The 17424-nt window shown below is 55.9% G+C and carries 18 protein-coding genes; 8 read left to right on the top strand and 10 right to left on the bottom strand.

What is annotated here, in order from left to right; translation table 11 throughout:
- Positions 1-488 precede the first annotated feature (488 nt).
- Positions 489-728 (bottom strand): septal ring assembly protein ZapB, encoded by a 240-nt coding sequence (zapB, locus tag ACOTW6_RS18980; protein ID WP_003862031.1) that lies wholly within the window; start codon positions 726-728, stop codon positions 489-491.
- Between the two features lie 399 nt (positions 729-1127).
- Between zapB and ACOTW6_RS18975 the strand changes: the two genes are divergently transcribed.
- From ACOTW6_RS18975 to fpr, 4 genes are all read left to right on the top strand, one after another.
- The gene (locus ACOTW6_RS18975) at positions 1128-1973 is read left to right on the top strand and encodes an MIP/aquaporin family protein (protein WP_003862030.1); all 846 of its coding nucleotides are present in this window, start codon (positions 1128-1130) and stop codon (positions 1971-1973) included.
- Between the two features lie 21 nt (positions 1974-1994).
- A complete protein-coding gene (glpK, locus tag ACOTW6_RS18970) occupies positions 1995-3503 on the top strand; it encodes a glycerol kinase GlpK (RefSeq protein ID WP_047051670.1) in 1509 nt (502 codons plus the stop codon).
- Between the two features lie 122 nt (positions 3504-3625).
- The gene (gene glpX, locus ACOTW6_RS18965) at positions 3626-4636 is read left to right on the top strand and encodes a class II fructose-bisphosphatase (protein ID WP_062933633.1); all 1011 of its coding nucleotides are present in this window, start codon (positions 3626-3628) and stop codon (positions 4634-4636) included.
- Between the two features lie 96 nt (positions 4637-4732).
- Positions 4733-5479 (top strand): ferredoxin--NADP(+) reductase, encoded by a 747-nt coding sequence (fpr, locus tag ACOTW6_RS18960; protein ID WP_003862024.1) that lies wholly within the window; start codon positions 4733-4735, stop codon positions 5477-5479.
- Here the strand turns inward: fpr and ACOTW6_RS18955 are convergent, their stop codons facing one another.
- A complete protein-coding gene (locus tag ACOTW6_RS18955; RefSeq protein ID WP_006808672.1) occupies positions 5480-5899 on the bottom strand; it encodes a DUF805 domain-containing protein in 420 nt (139 codons plus the stop codon). It abuts the gene before it with no gap.
- Positions 5900-6011: 112 nt separating this feature from the next.
- Here ACOTW6_RS18955 and ACOTW6_RS18950 point away from each other — a divergent pair, with 112 nt between their 5' ends.
- Together ACOTW6_RS18950 and tpiA are read left to right on the top strand one after the other, a co-directional pair.
- Positions 6012-6608 carry a DUF1454 family protein gene (locus ACOTW6_RS18950; protein ID WP_017383094.1) on the top strand — a complete coding sequence of 199 codons (597 nt, stop codon included), beginning with the start codon at positions 6012-6014 and terminating at the stop codon, positions 6606-6608.
- A 111-nt stretch (positions 6609-6719) separates the two neighbouring features.
- Complete coding sequence (gene tpiA / locus ACOTW6_RS18945; protein ID WP_003862019.1) at positions 6720-7487, top strand: triose-phosphate isomerase; 768 nt, start codon at positions 6720-6722, stop codon at positions 7485-7487.
- A gap of 80 nt (positions 7488-7567) precedes the next feature.
- Here the strand turns inward: tpiA and ACOTW6_RS18940 are convergent, their stop codons facing one another.
- The 6 genes from ACOTW6_RS18940 to cpxP form a co-directional block, all read right to left on the bottom strand.
- Entirely contained in the window at positions 7568-8872 is a 1305-nt protein-coding gene (locus ACOTW6_RS18940; RefSeq protein WP_062933632.1) for an SLC13 family permease, read from the bottom strand.
- 73 nt (positions 8873-8945) lie between these two features.
- On the bottom strand, positions 8946-9689 hold the full coding sequence (locus ACOTW6_RS18935) for a CDP-diacylglycerol diphosphatase (RefSeq protein ID WP_045334307.1): 744 nt from the start codon (positions 9687-9689) through the stop codon (positions 8946-8948).
- Between the two features lie 111 nt (positions 9690-9800).
- Positions 9801-10790: a sulfate ABC transporter substrate-binding protein gene (locus ACOTW6_RS18930; RefSeq protein WP_032668967.1), complete on the bottom strand. Its 990-nt coding sequence runs from the start codon at positions 10788-10790 to the stop codon at positions 9801-9803.
- Positions 10791-11021: 231 nt separating this feature from the next.
- Complete coding sequence (gene pfkA, locus ACOTW6_RS18925; RefSeq protein ID WP_003862009.1) at positions 11022-11984, bottom strand: 6-phosphofructokinase; 963 nt, start codon at positions 11982-11984, stop codon at positions 11022-11024.
- A gap of 184 nt (positions 11985-12168) precedes the next feature.
- Positions 12169-13053 (bottom strand): CDF family cation-efflux transporter FieF, encoded by an 885-nt coding sequence (gene fieF, locus ACOTW6_RS18920; RefSeq protein WP_121479416.1) that lies wholly within the window; start codon positions 13051-13053, stop codon positions 12169-12171.
- A 153-nt stretch (positions 13054-13206) separates the two neighbouring features.
- Complete coding sequence (gene cpxP, locus ACOTW6_RS18915) at positions 13207-13713, bottom strand: cell-envelope stress modulator CpxP (protein WP_121479417.1); 507 nt, start codon at positions 13711-13713, stop codon at positions 13207-13209.
- A 150-nt stretch (positions 13714-13863) separates the two neighbouring features.
- Between cpxP and cpxR the strand changes: the two genes are divergently transcribed.
- Positions 13864-14562 (top strand): envelope stress response regulator transcription factor CpxR, encoded by a 699-nt coding sequence (gene cpxR / locus ACOTW6_RS18910; protein ID WP_003862004.1) that lies wholly within the window; start codon positions 13864-13866, stop codon positions 14560-14562.
- A complete protein-coding gene (gene cpxA, locus ACOTW6_RS18905; RefSeq protein WP_015569937.1) occupies positions 14559-15932 on the top strand; it encodes an envelope stress sensor histidine kinase CpxA in 1374 nt (457 codons plus the stop codon). Before cpxR ends, cpxA begins: the two co-directional genes overlap by 4 nt.
- Before the next feature lie 52 nt (positions 15933-15984).
- Here cpxA and yiiM read toward each other — a convergent pair whose 3' ends face one another.
- Both yiiM and sodA read right to left on the bottom strand, forming a co-directional pair.
- Complete coding sequence (yiiM, locus tag ACOTW6_RS18900; RefSeq protein WP_121479418.1) at positions 15985-16659, bottom strand: 6-hydroxyaminopurine reductase; 675 nt, start codon at positions 16657-16659, stop codon at positions 15985-15987.
- Positions 16660-16725: 66 nt separating this feature from the next.
- Positions 16726-17346 (bottom strand): superoxide dismutase [Mn], encoded by a 621-nt coding sequence (sodA, locus tag ACOTW6_RS18895; protein WP_003861999.1) that lies wholly within the window; start codon positions 17344-17346, stop codon positions 16726-16728.
- Positions 17347-17424: the final 78 nt, after the last annotated feature.

Raw genomic sequence — 17424 nt, 5'->3', positions numbered from 1 at the left:
AACACCAAGGAACTTCATCATACTCTCGTCTAAACCTTGGGCAACCTCTCAGAACCTTTATAAAATCCTAATTATCTATGAAAACCTTAACGCCACGGTTGATGCTCTTTATGATACCGCGTCCCTTTCCGCCATCTCGCAAATGGGCATCGGTCCAGGGAAAGGTGTATTCACTACCGTAAAGCAGGCTAACACCAGGGCTTGTGTCCACCGACTTATCACCGGTGGTGAACGGTGGAGCGGTTAGCAGCAAGGACCGCATAATGAAACGCTATTTATGTATCGCGTTCATTGTCGCCAGCGTACTCGTGGTAAAGAGCGATGAACCTGTTGAGTTAGTTGCTTTTGTTACGACAGCGCAGGACAAGTAGCGTTAAGGCCGCCTAGGGCGGCCTTTTTTATGGTTTGATGTCGGTTAGCGAAAACCATAAAAAAGCCGGGTGGCGGCTTCGCCTTACCCGGCCTGTTCAATTCATTCCCTAAGGAAATCAAACTTCTTCCATACGTCCCAGCAGCGCCTGCAAGCGTTCCTGCCAGCCGTTCTGCTGTTCGCGCAGCTGGTTGTTTTCGCGCTCCAGTTCTTCACGGCTGTGCTGAGCATTCTGAACTTCCTGTGACAGGGAGTTGTTCTTCTCTTTCAGCTCTTCAATTTCCATTTGCAGCAGCGTGATGGTGTCAATCGCCTGCTGTACTTTCGATTCCAGTTTCTCAAACACTTCTAAAGACATGATCCTACCTCTCCTGAATTGCAAGGCGACGCTTTAACGTAAACGCGCACAACATATGTTCCGATTGTATGGAGCGCCGTCGCCCCTGTCCAGCGGCATGCCACGCAGATCGCGGTTTGCAACACTTTTCGGCCTCGTCCTGGTGCGTTCGCCGCATATACCCCTAAGTTGTTAACCCATAAGTTAAAGAAATGATTCAGCCCATAATCATTATCTGATGCAAAAACGCGCTTTATGGCGCGAAAACGCTCATTTTATTGACGCAGACCACACATTTCGATTTCGATATTTCTCGCTTGTGCTCGTTAACGATAAATTAACACTATGTCTACAGGGCATCGTGACTGTCACGGGCGGTCACGCAAACAATAAACATTACTCTTTTGCAGGATTCCGATTATGAGTCAGACATCAACCTTAAAAGGCCAGTGCATTGCCGAGTTCCTGGGTACCGGGTTGTTGATATTCTTCGGAGTAGGCTGTGTCGCTGCACTGAAAGTGGCGGGTGCCAGTTTTGGTCAGTGGGAAATCAGTATTATCTGGGGTCTGGGCGTGGCGATGGCCATCTACCTGACCGCAGGGGTTTCCGGCGCACATCTTAACCCGGCGGTGACCATCGCGTTGTGGCTATTCGCGTGCTTTGACGGACGCAAAGTTGTTCCTTTTATTATTTCGCAATTTGCCGGCGCCTTTTGCGCAGCGGCGTTAGTTTACGGGCTTTATTACAATCTTTTCATCGACTTCGAACAGACGCATCATATGGTGCGTGGCAGTGTCGAAAGTCTGGATCTGGCAGGCATTTTCTCAACGTATCCGAATCCGCATATCAATTTTGTGCAGGCGTTCGCAGTTGAAATGGTGATTACCGCTATTCTGATGGGCGTCATTATGGCGCTGGGCGACGACGGAAACGGCATTCCGCGCGGCCCGCTGGCTCCACTTTTGATTGGCCTTCTGATTGCGGTAATTGGCGCATCCATGGGTCCGCTTACCGGCTTTGCGATGAATCCGGCGCGTGACCTGGGTCCAAAAACCTTCGCCTTCTTTGCGGGATGGGGCGATGTCGCCTTCACGGGCGGCAAAGACATTCCTTACTTCCTGGTTCCGCTGTTCGGGCCAATCGTAGGGGCGGCGCTGGGCGCATTCGGCTATCGCAAATTAATTGGTCGCCACTTACCGTGCGACACCTGTGTGGAAGAGGAAAAAGAGACAACTTCCACCACACAACAAAAAGCTTCGCTGTAATCTGACTACGGGACACATACCATGACCGAAAAAAAATATATCGTTGCGCTCGACCAGGGCACTACCAGCTCCCGCGCTGTCGTAATGGATCATGACGCGAACATTGTCAGCGTGTCTCAACGCGAATTTGAGCAAATTTATCCGCGTCCAGGCTGGGTTGAACACGACCCGATGGAGATCTGGGCGTCACAAAGCTCCACGCTGGTGGAAGTGCTGGCGAAAGCCGACATCAGTTCTGACCAGATTGCCGCTATCGGTATCACCAACCAGCGCGAAACGACTGTGGTCTGGGAGCGCGAAACCGGTAAGCCCATCTACAACGCCATTGTCTGGCAGTGCCGCCGTACGTCAGAGATCTGCGAACAGCTGAAGCGCGACGGGATGGAAGAGTACGTGCGCAACGCCACCGGCCTGGTGGTTGATCCGTATTTTTCAGGCACCAAAGTGAAGTGGATCCTCGACCACGTGGAAGGTTCACGCGAGCGTGCACGACGTGGCGAGCTGCTGTTCGGTACCGTCGATACCTGGCTTATCTGGAAGATGACTCAGGGACGCGTTCACGTTACTGACTACACCAACGCCTCGCGCACCATGCTGTTCAACATCAACACCCTGGAGTGGGATGACAAGATGCTGGACGCGCTGGACATTCCGCGTGCGATGCTCCCAGACGTGCGTAAATCTTCAGAAGTGTACGGCCAGACCAACATCGGCGGTAAAGGCGGCACCCGTATTCCTATCGCCGGTATCGCCGGTGACCAGCAGGCGGCCCTGTTCGGCCAGCTGTGCGTCAAAGAAGGGATGGCGAAGAACACCTACGGCACCGGCTGCTTTATGCTGATGAACACCGGCGAGAAAGCGGTGAAATCAGAAAATGGTCTGCTGACCACCATCGCCTGCGGCCCGCGCGGCGAAGTGAACTATGCCCTGGAAGGCGCGGTATTCATGGCGGGTGCCTCCATTCAGTGGCTGCGCGACGAGATGAAGCTGATCAGCGACGCGTTTGACTCCGAATACTTCGCGACCAAAGTGAAAGACACCAACGGCGTATACGTGGTGCCAGCGTTTACCGGTCTGGGCGCACCGTACTGGGATCCGTACGCCCGCGGCGCGATTTTCGGCCTGACGCGCGGCGTGAACTCAAACCACATCATTCGCGCGACGCTGGAATCCATCGCCTACCAGACGCGCGACGTGCTGGAAGCGATGCAGGCGGACTCCGGCATTCGTCTGCACGCCCTGCGCGTGGACGGCGGTGCGGTAGCCAACAACTTCCTGATGCAGTTCCAGTCCGACATTCTGGGCACCCGCGTTGAACGTCCTGAGGTGCGAGAAGTGACGGCGCTGGGCGCGGCGTATTTGGCAGGTCTGGCGGTTGGCTTCTGGCAAAACCTCGACGAGCTTCAGGAAAAAGCGGTTATCGAACGCGAATTCCGTCCTGGCATCGAAACCACCGAGCGCAATTACCGCTACAGCGGCTGGAAGAAAGCGGTGAAACGTGCCCTGGCGTGGGAAGAGCACGACGAGTAAACCTATATTCCCTCTCCCCTGGGAGAGGGTTAGGGTGAGGGGCTCCGACCGCACCGGTCCCCTCGCCCCTCCCCACTCTGTGATAAACTTCGTGCAATTCCTTTTGATTGTACGAGTACCTCATGAAACGTGAACTTGCTATCGAGTTTTCCCGCGTCACCGAAGCTGCCGCCCTCGCAGGCTACAAGTGGCTGGGCCGTGGCGACAAAAATACCGCAGACGGTGCAGCCGTCCACGCCATGCGCATTGTGCTTAATCAGGTCAATATCGATGGCACTATCGTCATTGGCGAAGGCGAAATCGACGAAGCGCCAATGCTCTATATCGGTGAAAAAGTCGGGACGGGCAAAGGCGATGCGGTGGATATCGCGGTCGACCCGATTGAAGGCACGCGCATGACGGCGATGGGCCAGGCCAACGCGCTGGCGGTGCTGGCGGTGGGCGATAAGGGCTGCTTCCTCAACGCGCCCGATATGTACATGGAAAAGCTGATCGTCGGTCCTGGTGCTAAAGGCGCTATCGACCTTAGTCTGCCGCTGAACGCCAACCTGCGCAATATCGCTGCGGCGCTGGGTAAAGCGCTCAGCGAACTCACCGTGACCATTCTGGCGAAACCGCGCCACGACGCCACCATCGCGTACCTGCAAGCGCTCGGCGTGCGCGTATTTGCTATTCCGGATGGCGACGTTGCCGCCTCTATTCTGACCTGCATGCCGGACAGCGAAGTCGACGTGCTTTACGGCATCGGCGGTGCGCCGGAGGGTGTGGTCTCTGCGGCAGTGATCCGCGCGCTGGACGGCGATATGCAGGCGCGTTTGCTGCCACGCCATGAGGTCAAAGGCGACAGCGACGAGAACCTTCGCATTGGTGCAGACGAACTGGCGCGCTGCGCGGCGATGGGCATCGAGGCCAATAAAGTGCTCGCGCTGAACGAGATGGCCCGCAGCGATAACGTGGTCTTCTCCGCAACCGGCATCACCAAAGGCGATCTGCTGGACGGCATCACCCGCAAGGGCAACATGGCCACCACTGAAACCCTGCTGATCCGCGGTAAATCCCGCACTATTCGCCGCATTAAGTCCATTCATTATCTCGATCGTAAAGATCCGGACGTACAGACGCACATTCTGTAAAACCGTTTGATCGATAGAGCTTTCCGGCCCGAATGGGCTGGAAATGTTTCCCACAAGTACGGAAGATAGAAGAGAGAAACAGCACAGGAGAAGATCATGGCGGACTGGGTAACAGGTAAAGTCACAAAGGTACAGTTCTGGACCGATGCGCTATTTAGCCTCACGCTGCACGCTCCCGTTCATCCGTTTACTGCCGGGCAGTTTGCCAAGCTCGGGCTGGATATCGACGGTGAACGCGTACAGCGCGCCTACTCTTACGTTAATGCGCCTGATAACCCGGACCTTGAGTTCTATCTGGTCACCGTCCCGGACGGTAAGCTCAGCCCGCGCCTCGCCGCGCTGAAGCCGGGCGATGAAGTGCAGATTGTTTCCGACGCGGCGGGGTTCTTCGTGCTGGATGAAATCCCCGACTGTGACACGCTCTGGATGCTGGCGACCGGCACGGCCATCGGCCCGTATCTTTCCATTCTGCAATACGGCAAAGATCTGGAGCGCTTTAAAAATATCGTGCTGGTTCACGCCGCGCGCTACGCCGCAGACCTGAGCTATTTGCCGCAGATGCAGGCGCTGGAACAGCGATATGGCGGGAAGTTAAAAATTCAGACGGTGGTCAGCCGCGAAACCGCAGCCGGCTCGTTAACCGGTCGCGTTCCGGCGTTGATTGAAAGCGGCGCGCTGGAAGAGGCGGTGGGTTTACCGATGAATACCGAAACCAGCCATGTGATGCTGTGCGGTAATCCGCAGATGGTACGCGATACGCAGCAGTTGCTGAAGGATACCCGGCAGATGACGAAGCACCTTCGCCGCCGACCGGGCCACATGACCGCCGAACACTACTGGTGATCAGCGGTACTTCACCTCAAGAGTATCTTTTCCGTATTTGTTCTCGCTCTGGGTGCCGATAAACGCGCCCAGTTCGACAACCATCATTACAAAGATAACCGTCGGCAGCAGTCTGCCCACCACCCACGGGAGGATTGAGGGCAGCATTGACCAGTTCCCCGCCACCAGCATCCACGCCAGAATAATCAGGAAAGCCCATGCGCCGGAGCGGCCACGATCGTGCAGACGTTTCACCACTACGGCGGCGGTTGGCCACAGTAAACAGACCAGCGCAAATGCCGCGGTTTGCGTGCTCAGCCATGCGTTGTAGGCAACAAAAAACAGAAGCAGCATGGCGACAACCCACGTTGCAATCCAGATCCAGAAGTCACGGCGTCCAATACGCCCTTTGAATGAAAACAGCCACTGCTGTATGGTCATGTAAGGTTCCTTATTATTGTTTAGCCCGCATTTTACCCTGGAGTTGTGACCTTTTGACAAGCCGACCAGATATCGTTTTAATCATGGGCAATGACGGCCAGGGGCAATGTTGATGAAAAGTTCGGCACACTCTCTTTATTTGTGTTTAGCGATGCTGAGCGCCAGTTTTTCCCTGTACGCCGCGGAAACGGCTTCCCCGGTCACCGCCCCCTATCTTCTGGCGGGCGCTCCCTCTTTCGATCAATCTATCAGCCAGTTCCGCGAAGCCTTCAACAAAGAAAACCCCTCACTTCCGCTGGGAGAGTTCCGTGCGATTGACAGCGCCCGCGATACGCCGACCCTGACCCGCGCGGCCAGCAAAATTAACGAGAATCTGTATGCCTCTACCGCCCTTGAGCGCGGAACGTTAAAAATCAAAAGCATGCAGATCACCTGGCTGCCGATTCAGGGGCCAGAGCAGAAAGCGGCGAAAGCGAAAGCGCTGGAGTACATGAGCGCTATTCTGCGCGCCTTTACCCCCACCTTCACGAAAGCGCAAAGCCAGCAAAAGCTGCAAAAACTGCTTACCGCCGGGAAAAACAAACGCTATTACGCCGATACGGAAGGTGCCGTTCGCTATGTCGTCGCAGATAACGGCGAAAAGGGGCTGACCTTCGCGGTTGAACCGATTAAGCTGGCCCTATCAGACGCACTCGAGGGGGCGAATTAATGACAAAAAGCAAAGCCTTTCGAGGGAAAATCTCTATACTGATTCACAGACCATGCTGCCCGACAGGGCGGCCATATTCCTTAATTCGCTTATTGAGCGTGGAGAATTGAAATGCGACATCCTTTAGTGATGGGAAACTGGAAACTGAACGGCAGCCGCCACATGGTAAACGAACTGGTTGCTAACCTGCGTAAAGAGCTGGCTGGCGTGACCGGCTGCGCGGTTGCTATCGCTCCGCCGGATATGTACCTGGATCTGGCTAAACGTGCCGCTGACGGCAGCCACATCATTCTGGGCGCGCAGAACGTTGACGTTAACCTGTCTGGCGCGTTCACCGGTGAAACCTCCGCTGAAATGCTGAAAGATATCGGCGCGAAATACATCATCATCGGCCACTCCGAGCGTCGTACCTATCACAAAGAATCCGATGAGTTCATCGCGAAGAAATTCGCTGTGCTGAAAGAGCAGGGTCTGATCCCGGTTCTGTGCATCGGTGAAACCGAAGCAGAAAACGAAGCAGGCAAAACCGAAGAAGTGTGCGCACGTCAGATCGACGCTGTGCTGAAAACCCAGGGCGCGGCAGCGTTCGAAGGCGCGGTTATCGCTTACGAGCCAGTCTGGGCGATCGGTACCGGCAAATCTGCAACTCCAGCGCAGGCACAGGCGGTGCACAAGTTCATCCGTGACCACATTGCAAAAGCAGACGCGAAAGTGGCTGAGCAGGTCATCATCCAGTACGGCGGTTCCGTTAACGCATCAAACGCAGCTGAGCTGTTCACCCAGCCAGACATCGATGGCGCACTGGTTGGCGGCGCATCCCTGAAAGCAGACGCTTTCGCGGTGATCGTTAAAGCGGCAGAAGCGGCTAAACAGGCGTAATGCTGTTGCGGCGGGTGGCGCTTCGCTAACCCGCCCTACGGTTCTGTAGGCCCGGTAAGCGTCAGCGCCACCGGGCTTTTTTACAGCCGTCCCAGTAGGCTAAACCACAGATAATCCAGCGGCAGCAGCACCAGATACGTCGCAATCGCCAGCGCCAGACAGAGCAGCATCCCCGCTTTCGCAGGCACTTTCCCTAAGCCCATCGCCACCACAATCGGCGACGCCTGATACGGCAGCAGCGGCGTGGAATACCCCAGCACCTGAATCATGATCACCGACAGCAGCGGGAAGCCGGTCGCGTCCGAGAAGCTCTGCGCCAGCGTGGTGTACAGCGCAGGAACGCCGTTGGCGGTCATAATGAAGTTGAGCGCCGTGGTGATCCCCGTCAGCGCCAGGAAGCTGGTAAACGGGCGGTCTGCATCCAGCGGCATGATATGGAGCAACGCCTCGCCTACTGCCGCACCGATACCGGTCTGCGTCACCGTAATGGCCAGCCCGAGTATACCCGCGACGTAAATACAGGTGCGCATATTCACCCCCGCCGAGAACTCCTCCCCGGTGATAAAACCGATGCGCGGCAGCATAACGATGACCGAGGCCGCCAGCCCCGTCCACGCTGGCCCCACGCCGTGCCAGCTCTCCGTCACCCACATCGTCAACACCACCGCCAGCAGCCAGGCGAGTCGTTTTTCGTCACGCCCCATCGGTTCCGATGGCGCGAGATCCTTCGCCGGTTTTGGGTTGCCGGGGAACAGCCAGCAGATCAGGCCAATCAGAATCAGACCCTTGAGAATACCCAGCACCGGGGTGTGCAGCAGCAGATACGGGACATAGTTGAGGTGGATACCGTATGAGCCTTCCGCCGCGCCGCTCATCACCAGGTTGGGCACGTTGGCGGGCAGGATGGTGGCGGATAGCTGGAAGGTGCCAAACCCGACCGCCAGCGCCAGGCCAAACCAGTCCCGCGAGCCATCAGGAATGCCGGCCCGCTTCGCCATTGCAGCGACAATCGGCATCAGCAGCGCAATACGTCCCATGTTCGACGGCATCACGAATGCCAGGGCATAGCTCAGCAGCACAACGCTCGCCACCATCAGCACCCAGGAGTCGGTAAGCTTTGCCGACAGCGCCCTGGCGGCCCTGTCCGCCAGGCCGGTTTTCCGAATCGCCACGCCCAGCACAAAGCCGCTGAACACCAGCCAGAAGGCAGACGAGGCGAAGCCGCCGAAGATCACTTCCGGCGGGGCGATTCTGGCGGCCATCGCCGCCGTAAAGAACAGCAGCGCGGTGATAAATTCCGGCAACAGCGACGTCGCCCACAGCACGATGGTGACGCCGACGATCAGCGAGGGAAGCAGCAGAGGATGCGATAACCAGAGCGACATACCTGTCTCCTGTAGAATTTTTCAGCAAGTCTACGGCGACAGGCAGGGCGAGTAAACGCTATTTATGGTGGGGTCACTTCAGGATATCGCATTGATGATCCTGCAATTCCTCAGCCGACGCGCGGTTAAAGGTAAGCAGGTTACGCTCTGTCGCCAGCAATACAAACGAGCCGTCCGACTGCTGCGCCATCGCCAGCGCGAAGCGTCCCATATGATCGCGGGCTTCCGGCAGCTCTTCCGCCAGCATCATAAACGGGCTGCGCTGCACCAGTTCGTTCTCCGTCACCCGACGGGCAAGGTATTCATGCCCTTCCAGCCCGCCCGGAAGCGGTAACCACTGGGTGCTGATTTGCCCCTGCGACGCGTTCAGCTTCTCGCGCACGTCCGGGCGCAGACAGGAGATGTGGATATGAAAATGGTTTTGCGTGCGCCCGGTCGGGGAATTGATGGTCAGCGAAACGGCGCTGTCAGGCACGTCGGCCCCCCGCTTCATGCTCATAAAGTTACGCGACTGCCATGCCAGCCAGAAGAAATTCGGTGTCTGCGGCTCAGTCAGCAGCGGGCTTTCGGTGCCGTTGATACGGTACGTGGGCATCAGCAGGTATTGCAGCGGCCCGTTGCGGTCCTTGAACACCACGTAGCCCGCATCTGGCTTCACCTGCGCGCACGGTGCCGGGTTACGGTTGTGCAGCTGGTTGGGCACACACTGGTCGAGAACGATATGACGCAACGCATTCGGATTACCCGCTTTCATCCAGTACACGCCGCCTGCGGCAAGGGCGATAACGATCAGAATCAGTAAGATAATTTTTTTCACAACGCGTTCCCTGTTTTCAATAGAGGCAAAAGAGTAACGCAAAATGATGACCAAATAAAAAACCCGGCGGATTTCTCACACCGGGTTACCGTGTCGTTCTTTGTAAAACGCTTAGCGCTTGCTGATCTGGTCGAAGGTGCCGCCGTTAGAGAAGTGCTCTTTCTGCGCTTTGGTCCAGCCGCCAAACACATCATCAATAGTGAACAGCTTCAGTTTCGGGAAGGCGTTTTCGTATTTCTTCGCGACGGTCTCATCACGTGGGCGGTAGAAGTTTTTCGCCGCAATTTCCTGCCCTTCCGGTGAGTAGAGGTACTTCAGGTAGGCTTCCGCCACCGCTTTGGTGCCCTTCTTATCAACAACCTTATCGACGACGGAGACGGTCGGCTCAGCCAGGATCGATTCGCTCGGGGTGACGATCTCGAACTTGTCTTTACCCAGCTCATTGGTCGCCAGCAGGGCTTCGTTTTCCCAGGCGATCAGCACGTCGCCGATGCCGCGCTCGACGAAGGTGTTGGTTGCGCCGCGCGCGCCGGAGTCCAGCACCTCGACGTTTTTAAACAGTGCCTTGACGAAGTCCTGTGCTTTGGCCTGATCGCCATTGTTGTGGTGCAGCGCGTAGCCCCAGGCTGCCAGATAGTTCCAGCGTGCGCCGCCGGAGCTTTTTGGGTTCGGGGTAATGACAGACACGCCCGGCTTAATCAGGTCGTTCCAGTCCTTGATCTGTTTCGGGTTGCCTTTACGCACCAGGAAGACGATGGTCGAGGTATATGGCGCAGAGTTGTCCGGCAGGCGCTTGATCCAGTTTTTGTCGATACGGCCACGCTCCGCGATCGCGTCCACGTCATAAGCCAGCGCCAGGGTAACCACATCGGCTTCAATACCGTTGATCACCGATGTCGCCTGCTTACCGGAACCGCCGTGAGACTGGCGAACCACCACGTTATCGCCGGTTTCCTGTTTCCAGTGCGCCGCGAAAGCTTTGTTGTACTGGTCGTACAGTTCACGCGTCGGATCGTACGACACGTTCAGTAACTGAATGTCCTTTGCCAGAACGCTGGTTGATGCCAGCAATAATGTTAACCCCACGCCCCATTTATTCATCGCCCAGCTCTCTTGTGTAGTGTTTTGATGAATGCAGCGTGCCAGAAAGCTAACTGATGATTAAAGAATAAAAAAAGATTGGCTATAACGTGGAGGAATAAAAAAAGTGAATGAGCGGCCTGATGCCCTCACCCCAACCCTCTCCCACGGGAGAGGGAGCAACCATAAAAAACGGTAACCCAAGGGTTACCGTTTTGCATTTAACTTGCCGCCACCGGGCAACAGAGCCAATCAGTACAGTTTTTTCGCGCAGTCCAGCCAGTCACCTTTGAACGGACGCTTCATGTTTTCAATGGCGTCGATGATGTCATGGTGAACCAGTTTTTCGTTCTGAATACCGACGCAGCGGCCGCCGTGGCCCTGAAGCAGCAGTTCGATCGCATACGCGCCCATGCGGGACGCCAGGATACGGTCGTACGGGCCTGGGGAACCACCACGCTGAATGTGACCCAGAACGGTCGCGCGGGTTTCGCGTTTGGTTTCGGTTTCAATGTACTTCGCCAGCTCGTCAACGTCACAGATGTGCTCGGTGATAGCAACGATGGCGTGTTTCTTACCTTTCGCGATACCGGCTTTGATTTCAGCGACCAGATCTTCACGGCTGAATTCCACTTCCGGCACCACCACGAACTCACAGCCACCGGCAATTGCCGCCGCCAGAGTCAGGTCACCGCAGTAACGGCCCATCACTTCAACAATGGAAATACGCTGGTGTGAGGAAGAGGTGTCACGCAGGCGGTCAATCGCTTCCACAACGGTACCCAGCGCGGTGAAGTAACCGATGGTGTAGTCGGTGCCTTTGATGTCGTTGTCGATGGTGCCAGGCAGGCCGATGCACGGGAAGCCCATTTCAGTCAGACGTTTTGCACCCATGTACGAGCCGTCGCCGCCGATAACCACCAGCGCATCCAGACCCCGTTTTTTCATGTTTTCGATAGCCACTTCACGGATGTGTTCGTCACGGAATTCCGGGAAGCGCGCAGAACCGAGGAAAGTACCGCCACGGTTGATCATGTCAGACACGCTGTAGCGGTCGAGCTGAACCATGCGGTCTTCATACAGACCCAGGTAACCGTCATAGATACCAAAAACTTCCAGACCTTCCGTCAGCGCTGCACGGACAACCCCACGGATTGCCGCGTTCATGCCCGGCGCATCACCGCCGCTTGTCAACACACCGATTTTCTTAATCATGACTACCTCTGAACTTAGGAATGCAAAATTGAAATCTGCTGCCGGAAGAAACTGTTCAACCGTCGAATACTGCAAATAGTATATCAATCCCTTCCAGCTGAATTGATTCAGGTCAGGCCATATGGTGGTAATTTATCCACAAAATGCTGCTCTGGCTCACTTTTTTACAACGAATTACGAAAGCTCAAAACGCCCTGGGTACGACAGAGCATGGGTCCTGGTGAATAATGACGTCTGACCCAGGGAAACGCTGCAAAATCGCCTGCTCCACCTGTTCAGCGACCATATGCGCCTGAACCAGTGGCAGGTTGTCTTCCATTTCCAAATGAATCTGAATAAAGCGGGTCGGCCCTGACTGCCGCGTACGAAGATCGTGAGCGCCACTGACGCCGGGCCAGTTGATCACGATGGCATAAATTTCATCACGTTCTGCGTCCGGAAGCGCACGGTCAAGAAGCGACTGCACCGCGTCATACCCCATCCGCAACGCGCTGTATAAAATATAGATCCCTATCCCTAACGCAAACAACGCATCGGCCCGATGCCAGCCATACCAGGCCAGACCAAGCGCAATAAGAATAGCCCCATTCATCATAACATCAGACTGATAATGAAGCATATCGGCCCGTACAGCCTGGCTTTGTGTTTTGCGTACAACCCAGCGCTGGAACGTTACAAGAACAAGTGTGCTTATAAGTGCAACTACCGTTACGACCACGCCAACGCCCGGATCGTTCATCGGCGAAGGCGAAATAAGGTGCTGAATGCCGGTCAAAAACAGAAAAAGGGCGGAGCCCGAAATAAACATGCTTTGTGCCAGCGCAGCCAGTGATTCCGCTTTGCCGTGGCCAAACGTATGCTCTTCATCCGCCGGTTGCAGCGAGTAGCGCACCACCAGCAGGTTGGTCAGCGAGGCGGCAATATCCACCAGTGAATCCACCAGTGCCGCCAGAATACTGACCGACCCGGTGTACCACCACGCGAAAATTTTAATGATCAGCAAACACGACGCCATCACCGTCGCGGCTATTGCGGCCCGGCTTACCAGCCGTCCATAGGATTGATTCATAAACACTCCTGTCATGCCATGGCGCTAGTATAACGGATGGTGGTGGAGTGAAAGGATGAATAAAGCGTTAACAAACCTGAACGATGGGCAAAAAAAACCCCCACATCATGTGGGGGAAGACAGGGATGGTGTCTATGGCAAGGAAAACAGGGTTTACTGGTTACTACGGGTACTGCTATTGCTACTGAAAAGCGTCATATCTGAGCTTCGCTGCATCCGTGCAACCTCACGCAACTGATTCATACGTTGCTGATGTATGGTATTCAAAACCGCTTGCTGCTCGGGCGTTAGCAGGTGGAACATCTGGTTGCGAACCTTCGCCATCTCTACCTGGCGGGCAACCTGTTCCTGCGCCATTTTTTCGGCCTGAGCGCGGACAGCGCTTTCGTCAAAATTTTCTGCGGTGACAAGGCGATGCATTGTCTCCATTTCGCTAACATTAACAGGGGGCTGGTCGTGTCTTGCCCTCTGCATCAGATCTCGCATCTGTTGACGCTGATGTTCGGTTAAACTTATGCCGTCAAACATATGGCTTTGGCTGCTGTGCTGCGTTGCGCCCTCTGCTGAGGAACCGTTATCGCTGATGATAGCTACAGCAGCCTGGCTAAACGCACTGAAGGCCAGCGTTGAGGCCATGACGGCAGCGGTAACTTTGCGCATCACTTGCTCCCAAAATCTTTCGTGTCGCGATTCAACGAGAGACAGTCTACGATTCAGGCTGCAAACATGCGTCAGGGGGTGTAAAACAACGTAAAGTCATGGATTAGATAGCCTTGATGTCGTAATTTCTGCCTCGGAGGTATTTAAACAATGAATAAAATCCTGTTAGTTGATGATGACCGAGAGCTCACATCTCTTTTAAAGGAGTTGCTCGACATGGAAGGTTTCAACGTCCTGGTTGCCCATGATGGGGAACAGGCGCTGAGTCTCCTTGACGACAGCATCGATTTACTTTTGCTCGACGTCATGATGCCGAAGAAAAACGGTATTGATACGTTGAAAGAGCTTCGCCAGACACACCAGACCCCCGTCATTATGCTGACCGCACGCGGCAGCGAGCTTGACCGCGTACTCGGCCTTGAGCTGGGTGCGGATGACTATTTACCTAAGCCGTTCAACGACCGTGAACTGGTGGCCCGTATTCGCGCGATCCTGCGCCGCTCTCACTGGAGCGAGCAGCAGCAGAATACCGACAACAGCTCGCCTACGCTGGAAGTGGACTCCCTGAGCCTGAACCCGGGCCGCCAGGAAGCGAGCTTCGACGGTGAAACGCTGGAGCTAACCGGCACCGAGTTCACCCTGCTGTATCTGCTGGCGCAGCATCTCGGCCAGGTAGTGTCGCGTGAACACTTAAGCCAGGAAGTGCTGGGCAAACGCCTCACCCCGTTTGACCGCGCCATCGACATGCATATCTCGAACCTGCGCCGTAAGTTGCCGGAGCGTAAAGACGGTCACCCCTGGTTTAAAACCCTGCGTGGTCGCGGTTATCTGATGGTTTCCGCTTCATGATAGGCAGCTTAACCGCCCGCATCTTCGCCATATTCTGGCTGACGCTGGCACTGGTTTTAATGCTCGTTTTGATGTTGCCAAAACTCGACTCACGCCAGATGACGGAGCTGCTCGACAGCGAGCAACGTCAGGGCGTGATGATCGAGCAGCACGTGGAAGCGGAGCTGGCAAACGATCCGCCGAACGATTTAATGTGGTGGCGCAGGCTGTTTCGCGCTATCGACAAGTGGGCGCCCCCCGGACAACGTCTTTTACTGGTCACCAGTGAAGGCCGCGTGATTGGGGCCGATCGCAATGAAATGCAGATTATCCGCAACTTTATTGGCCAGGCGGATAACGCCGATCACCCACAGAAAAAGAAATATGGTCGGGTAGAGATGGTCGGACCTTTCTCGGTGCGGGATGGGGAAGACAATTACCAGCTCTATCTGATTCGACCTGCGAGCAGTTCCCAGTCCGACTTCATCAACCTGCTGTTTGACCGTCCGCTTTTGCTGTTGATTGTCACGATGCTGGTCAGTTCCCCGCTGCTGTTATGGCTGGCGTGGAGCCTGGCGAAACCGGCGCGTAAGCTGAAAAATGCGGCGGACGAAGTGGCGCAGGGCAACCTGAGGCAGCATCCGGAGCTGGAATCCGGGCCGCAGGAGTTCCTGGCCGCCGGAACCAGCTTTAACCAGATGGTCAGCGCGCTTGATCGGATGATGACGGCCCAGCAACGTCTGCTGTCGGATATCTCCCACGAACTGCGGACGCCGCTCACGCGCTTACAGCTGGGTACCGCCCTGCTGCGCCGTCGCAGCGGTGAGAGCAAAGAGCTGGAGCGTATTGAGACGGAAGCGCATCGCCTGGACAGCATGATCAACGATCTGCTGGTGATGTCGCGCAATCAGCAGAAAAACGCGCTGGTGAGCGAAACGGTGAAAGCCAATCACCTCTGGCATGAGGTGCTGGACAACGCGGCGTTCGAAGCGGAGCAGATGGGCAAATCGTTCACCGTCAACTTCCCGCCGGGCCCATGGCCGCTCTACGGTAACCCCAACACGCTGGAAAGCGCGCTGGAGAATATCGTGCGTAACGCCCTGCGCTATTCGCACACGAAGATTGAAGTGGCGTTTTCGGTGGATAAAGACGGGATTACGGTCATTGTCGATGACGATGGTCCCGGCGTCAGCCCGGAAGATCGCGAGCAGATTTTCCGTCCGTTCTACCGCACCGACGAGGCGCGCGACCGCGAGTCCGGCGGTACGGGGCTGGGTCTGGCGATTGTTGAAACCGCCATGCAACAGCACCGTGGCTGGGTGAAAGCCGATGACAGCCCGCTGGGCGGGCTGAGGTTAACGCTGTGGCTGCCGCTGTATAAGCGTTCGTAACCGTATGTGCCGGGTGGCGGCTTCGCCTTACCCGGCCTACTTTCTGCGGGAACTATTTCCCCCACAATCTCCGCGAACTGCTCTCGATCTTGCCGCTTAACCGCCGCTTCTGCATCGTTCTGGTCCAGCTGGTGGATAATCCCGCCGCTGACAGCAGGCGGTGATACTGCTCGTCATCAAACGGCATATGCCAGGCAATTGCGCAGGCCTCGAACACCGACACCTCACTCAGGCGCGAAGCCAGCTCAAGCGGCGCATCCGCCGAAACCTGTCCCGCCTGCACAACGCGATACAGCCAGCCGGTTTTACCCGTGTTTTGCAGCTGGGCCGACATATCCTGAATGCCGAAATGGTAGTTAAGCTTGAAGCACGGTGAGCGCGGCTGGGTGACCTGAATCAAAGCATCGCCCCAGCGGTAAATATCGCCGATAAAGACGTTCTTCTCCGTCAGCCCCTCCGTTGAGAGATTTTCGCCAAACGCGGGGGCGACGAAGAGGTCCGCCTGTTCAGGAAATTCGGCTTTCCAGTGCTGATAGTGCTCGCGCGGATAGTGGCACAGCGCGCGATCGGGCCCGCCGTGGATTTTCTTTTCAGCCTGCTGGTCACCCGCAAGCCCGAGATCGGTCAACGTCAGCTCACCGTCGACCTGCACTTTGGCGATGGCGCTCGGGCGGCTGCCTTCGTACTCCCTTACCTTGCCTGTAAACACATTCACCGGGTAATGCATCTCCACTCCTTCAGATACAAAAAAAGCGAGTCATCAGACTCGCTTCTCACAGGCGTCAATGCAACCTTATTTTTTAGCGGCGAAACGCGCTGCTGCTTCGTCCCAGTTCACTACATCCCAGAAGGCTTTGATGTAGTCAGGGCGACGGTTCTGGAACTTCAGGTAGTAAGCGTGTTCCCACACGTCCAGACCCAGAATTGGGAAGCCGGATGCGCCAGAGATAGCTTCACCCATCAGCGGGGAGTCCTGGTTAGCGGTAGAAACGACCGCCAGTTTGTCACCTTTCAGGACCAGCCACGCCCAGCCAGAGCCGAAACGGGTTGCAGCGGCTTTTTCGAATTCCGCTTTGAAGTTGTCAACGGAACCGAAGTCACGCTCGATAGCCGCTTTCAGGTCGCCCTGAAGGGTGGTGCCGGTTTTCAGGCCTTTCCAGAACAGGCTGTGGTTAGCGTGACCGCCCGCGTTGTTGCGCAGTACGGTTTTCTTGTCTGCTGGCAGCTGGTCCAGTTTGGTGATCAGCTCTTCAACAGGCAGATTAGCGAACTCTGGCAGGCTTTCCAGCGCAGCATTCGCGTTGTTCACATAGGTCTGGTGGTGTTTAGTGTGATGGATTTCCATCGTCTGCTTGTCGAAATGCGGTTCCAGTGCGTCGTAGGCATACGGCAGGGATGGCAGTGTATAACTCATAATCCTCTCCATTATTGTCGGGCGGCACAGCTGTTAATGCCGCGTAAGCAGTTGGTTCATTATAGTTAATTAAATGAT

Source organism: Enterobacter cloacae complex sp. IR5403 (assembly GCF_049238705.1).
Taxonomy (GTDB): Bacteria; Pseudomonadota; Gammaproteobacteria; order Enterobacterales; family Enterobacteriaceae; genus Enterobacter; species Enterobacter hormaechei_C.
The sequence above is the reverse complement of the archived record's forward strand: the minus strand, read 5'-3'. Positions and strand labels throughout refer to the sequence as shown.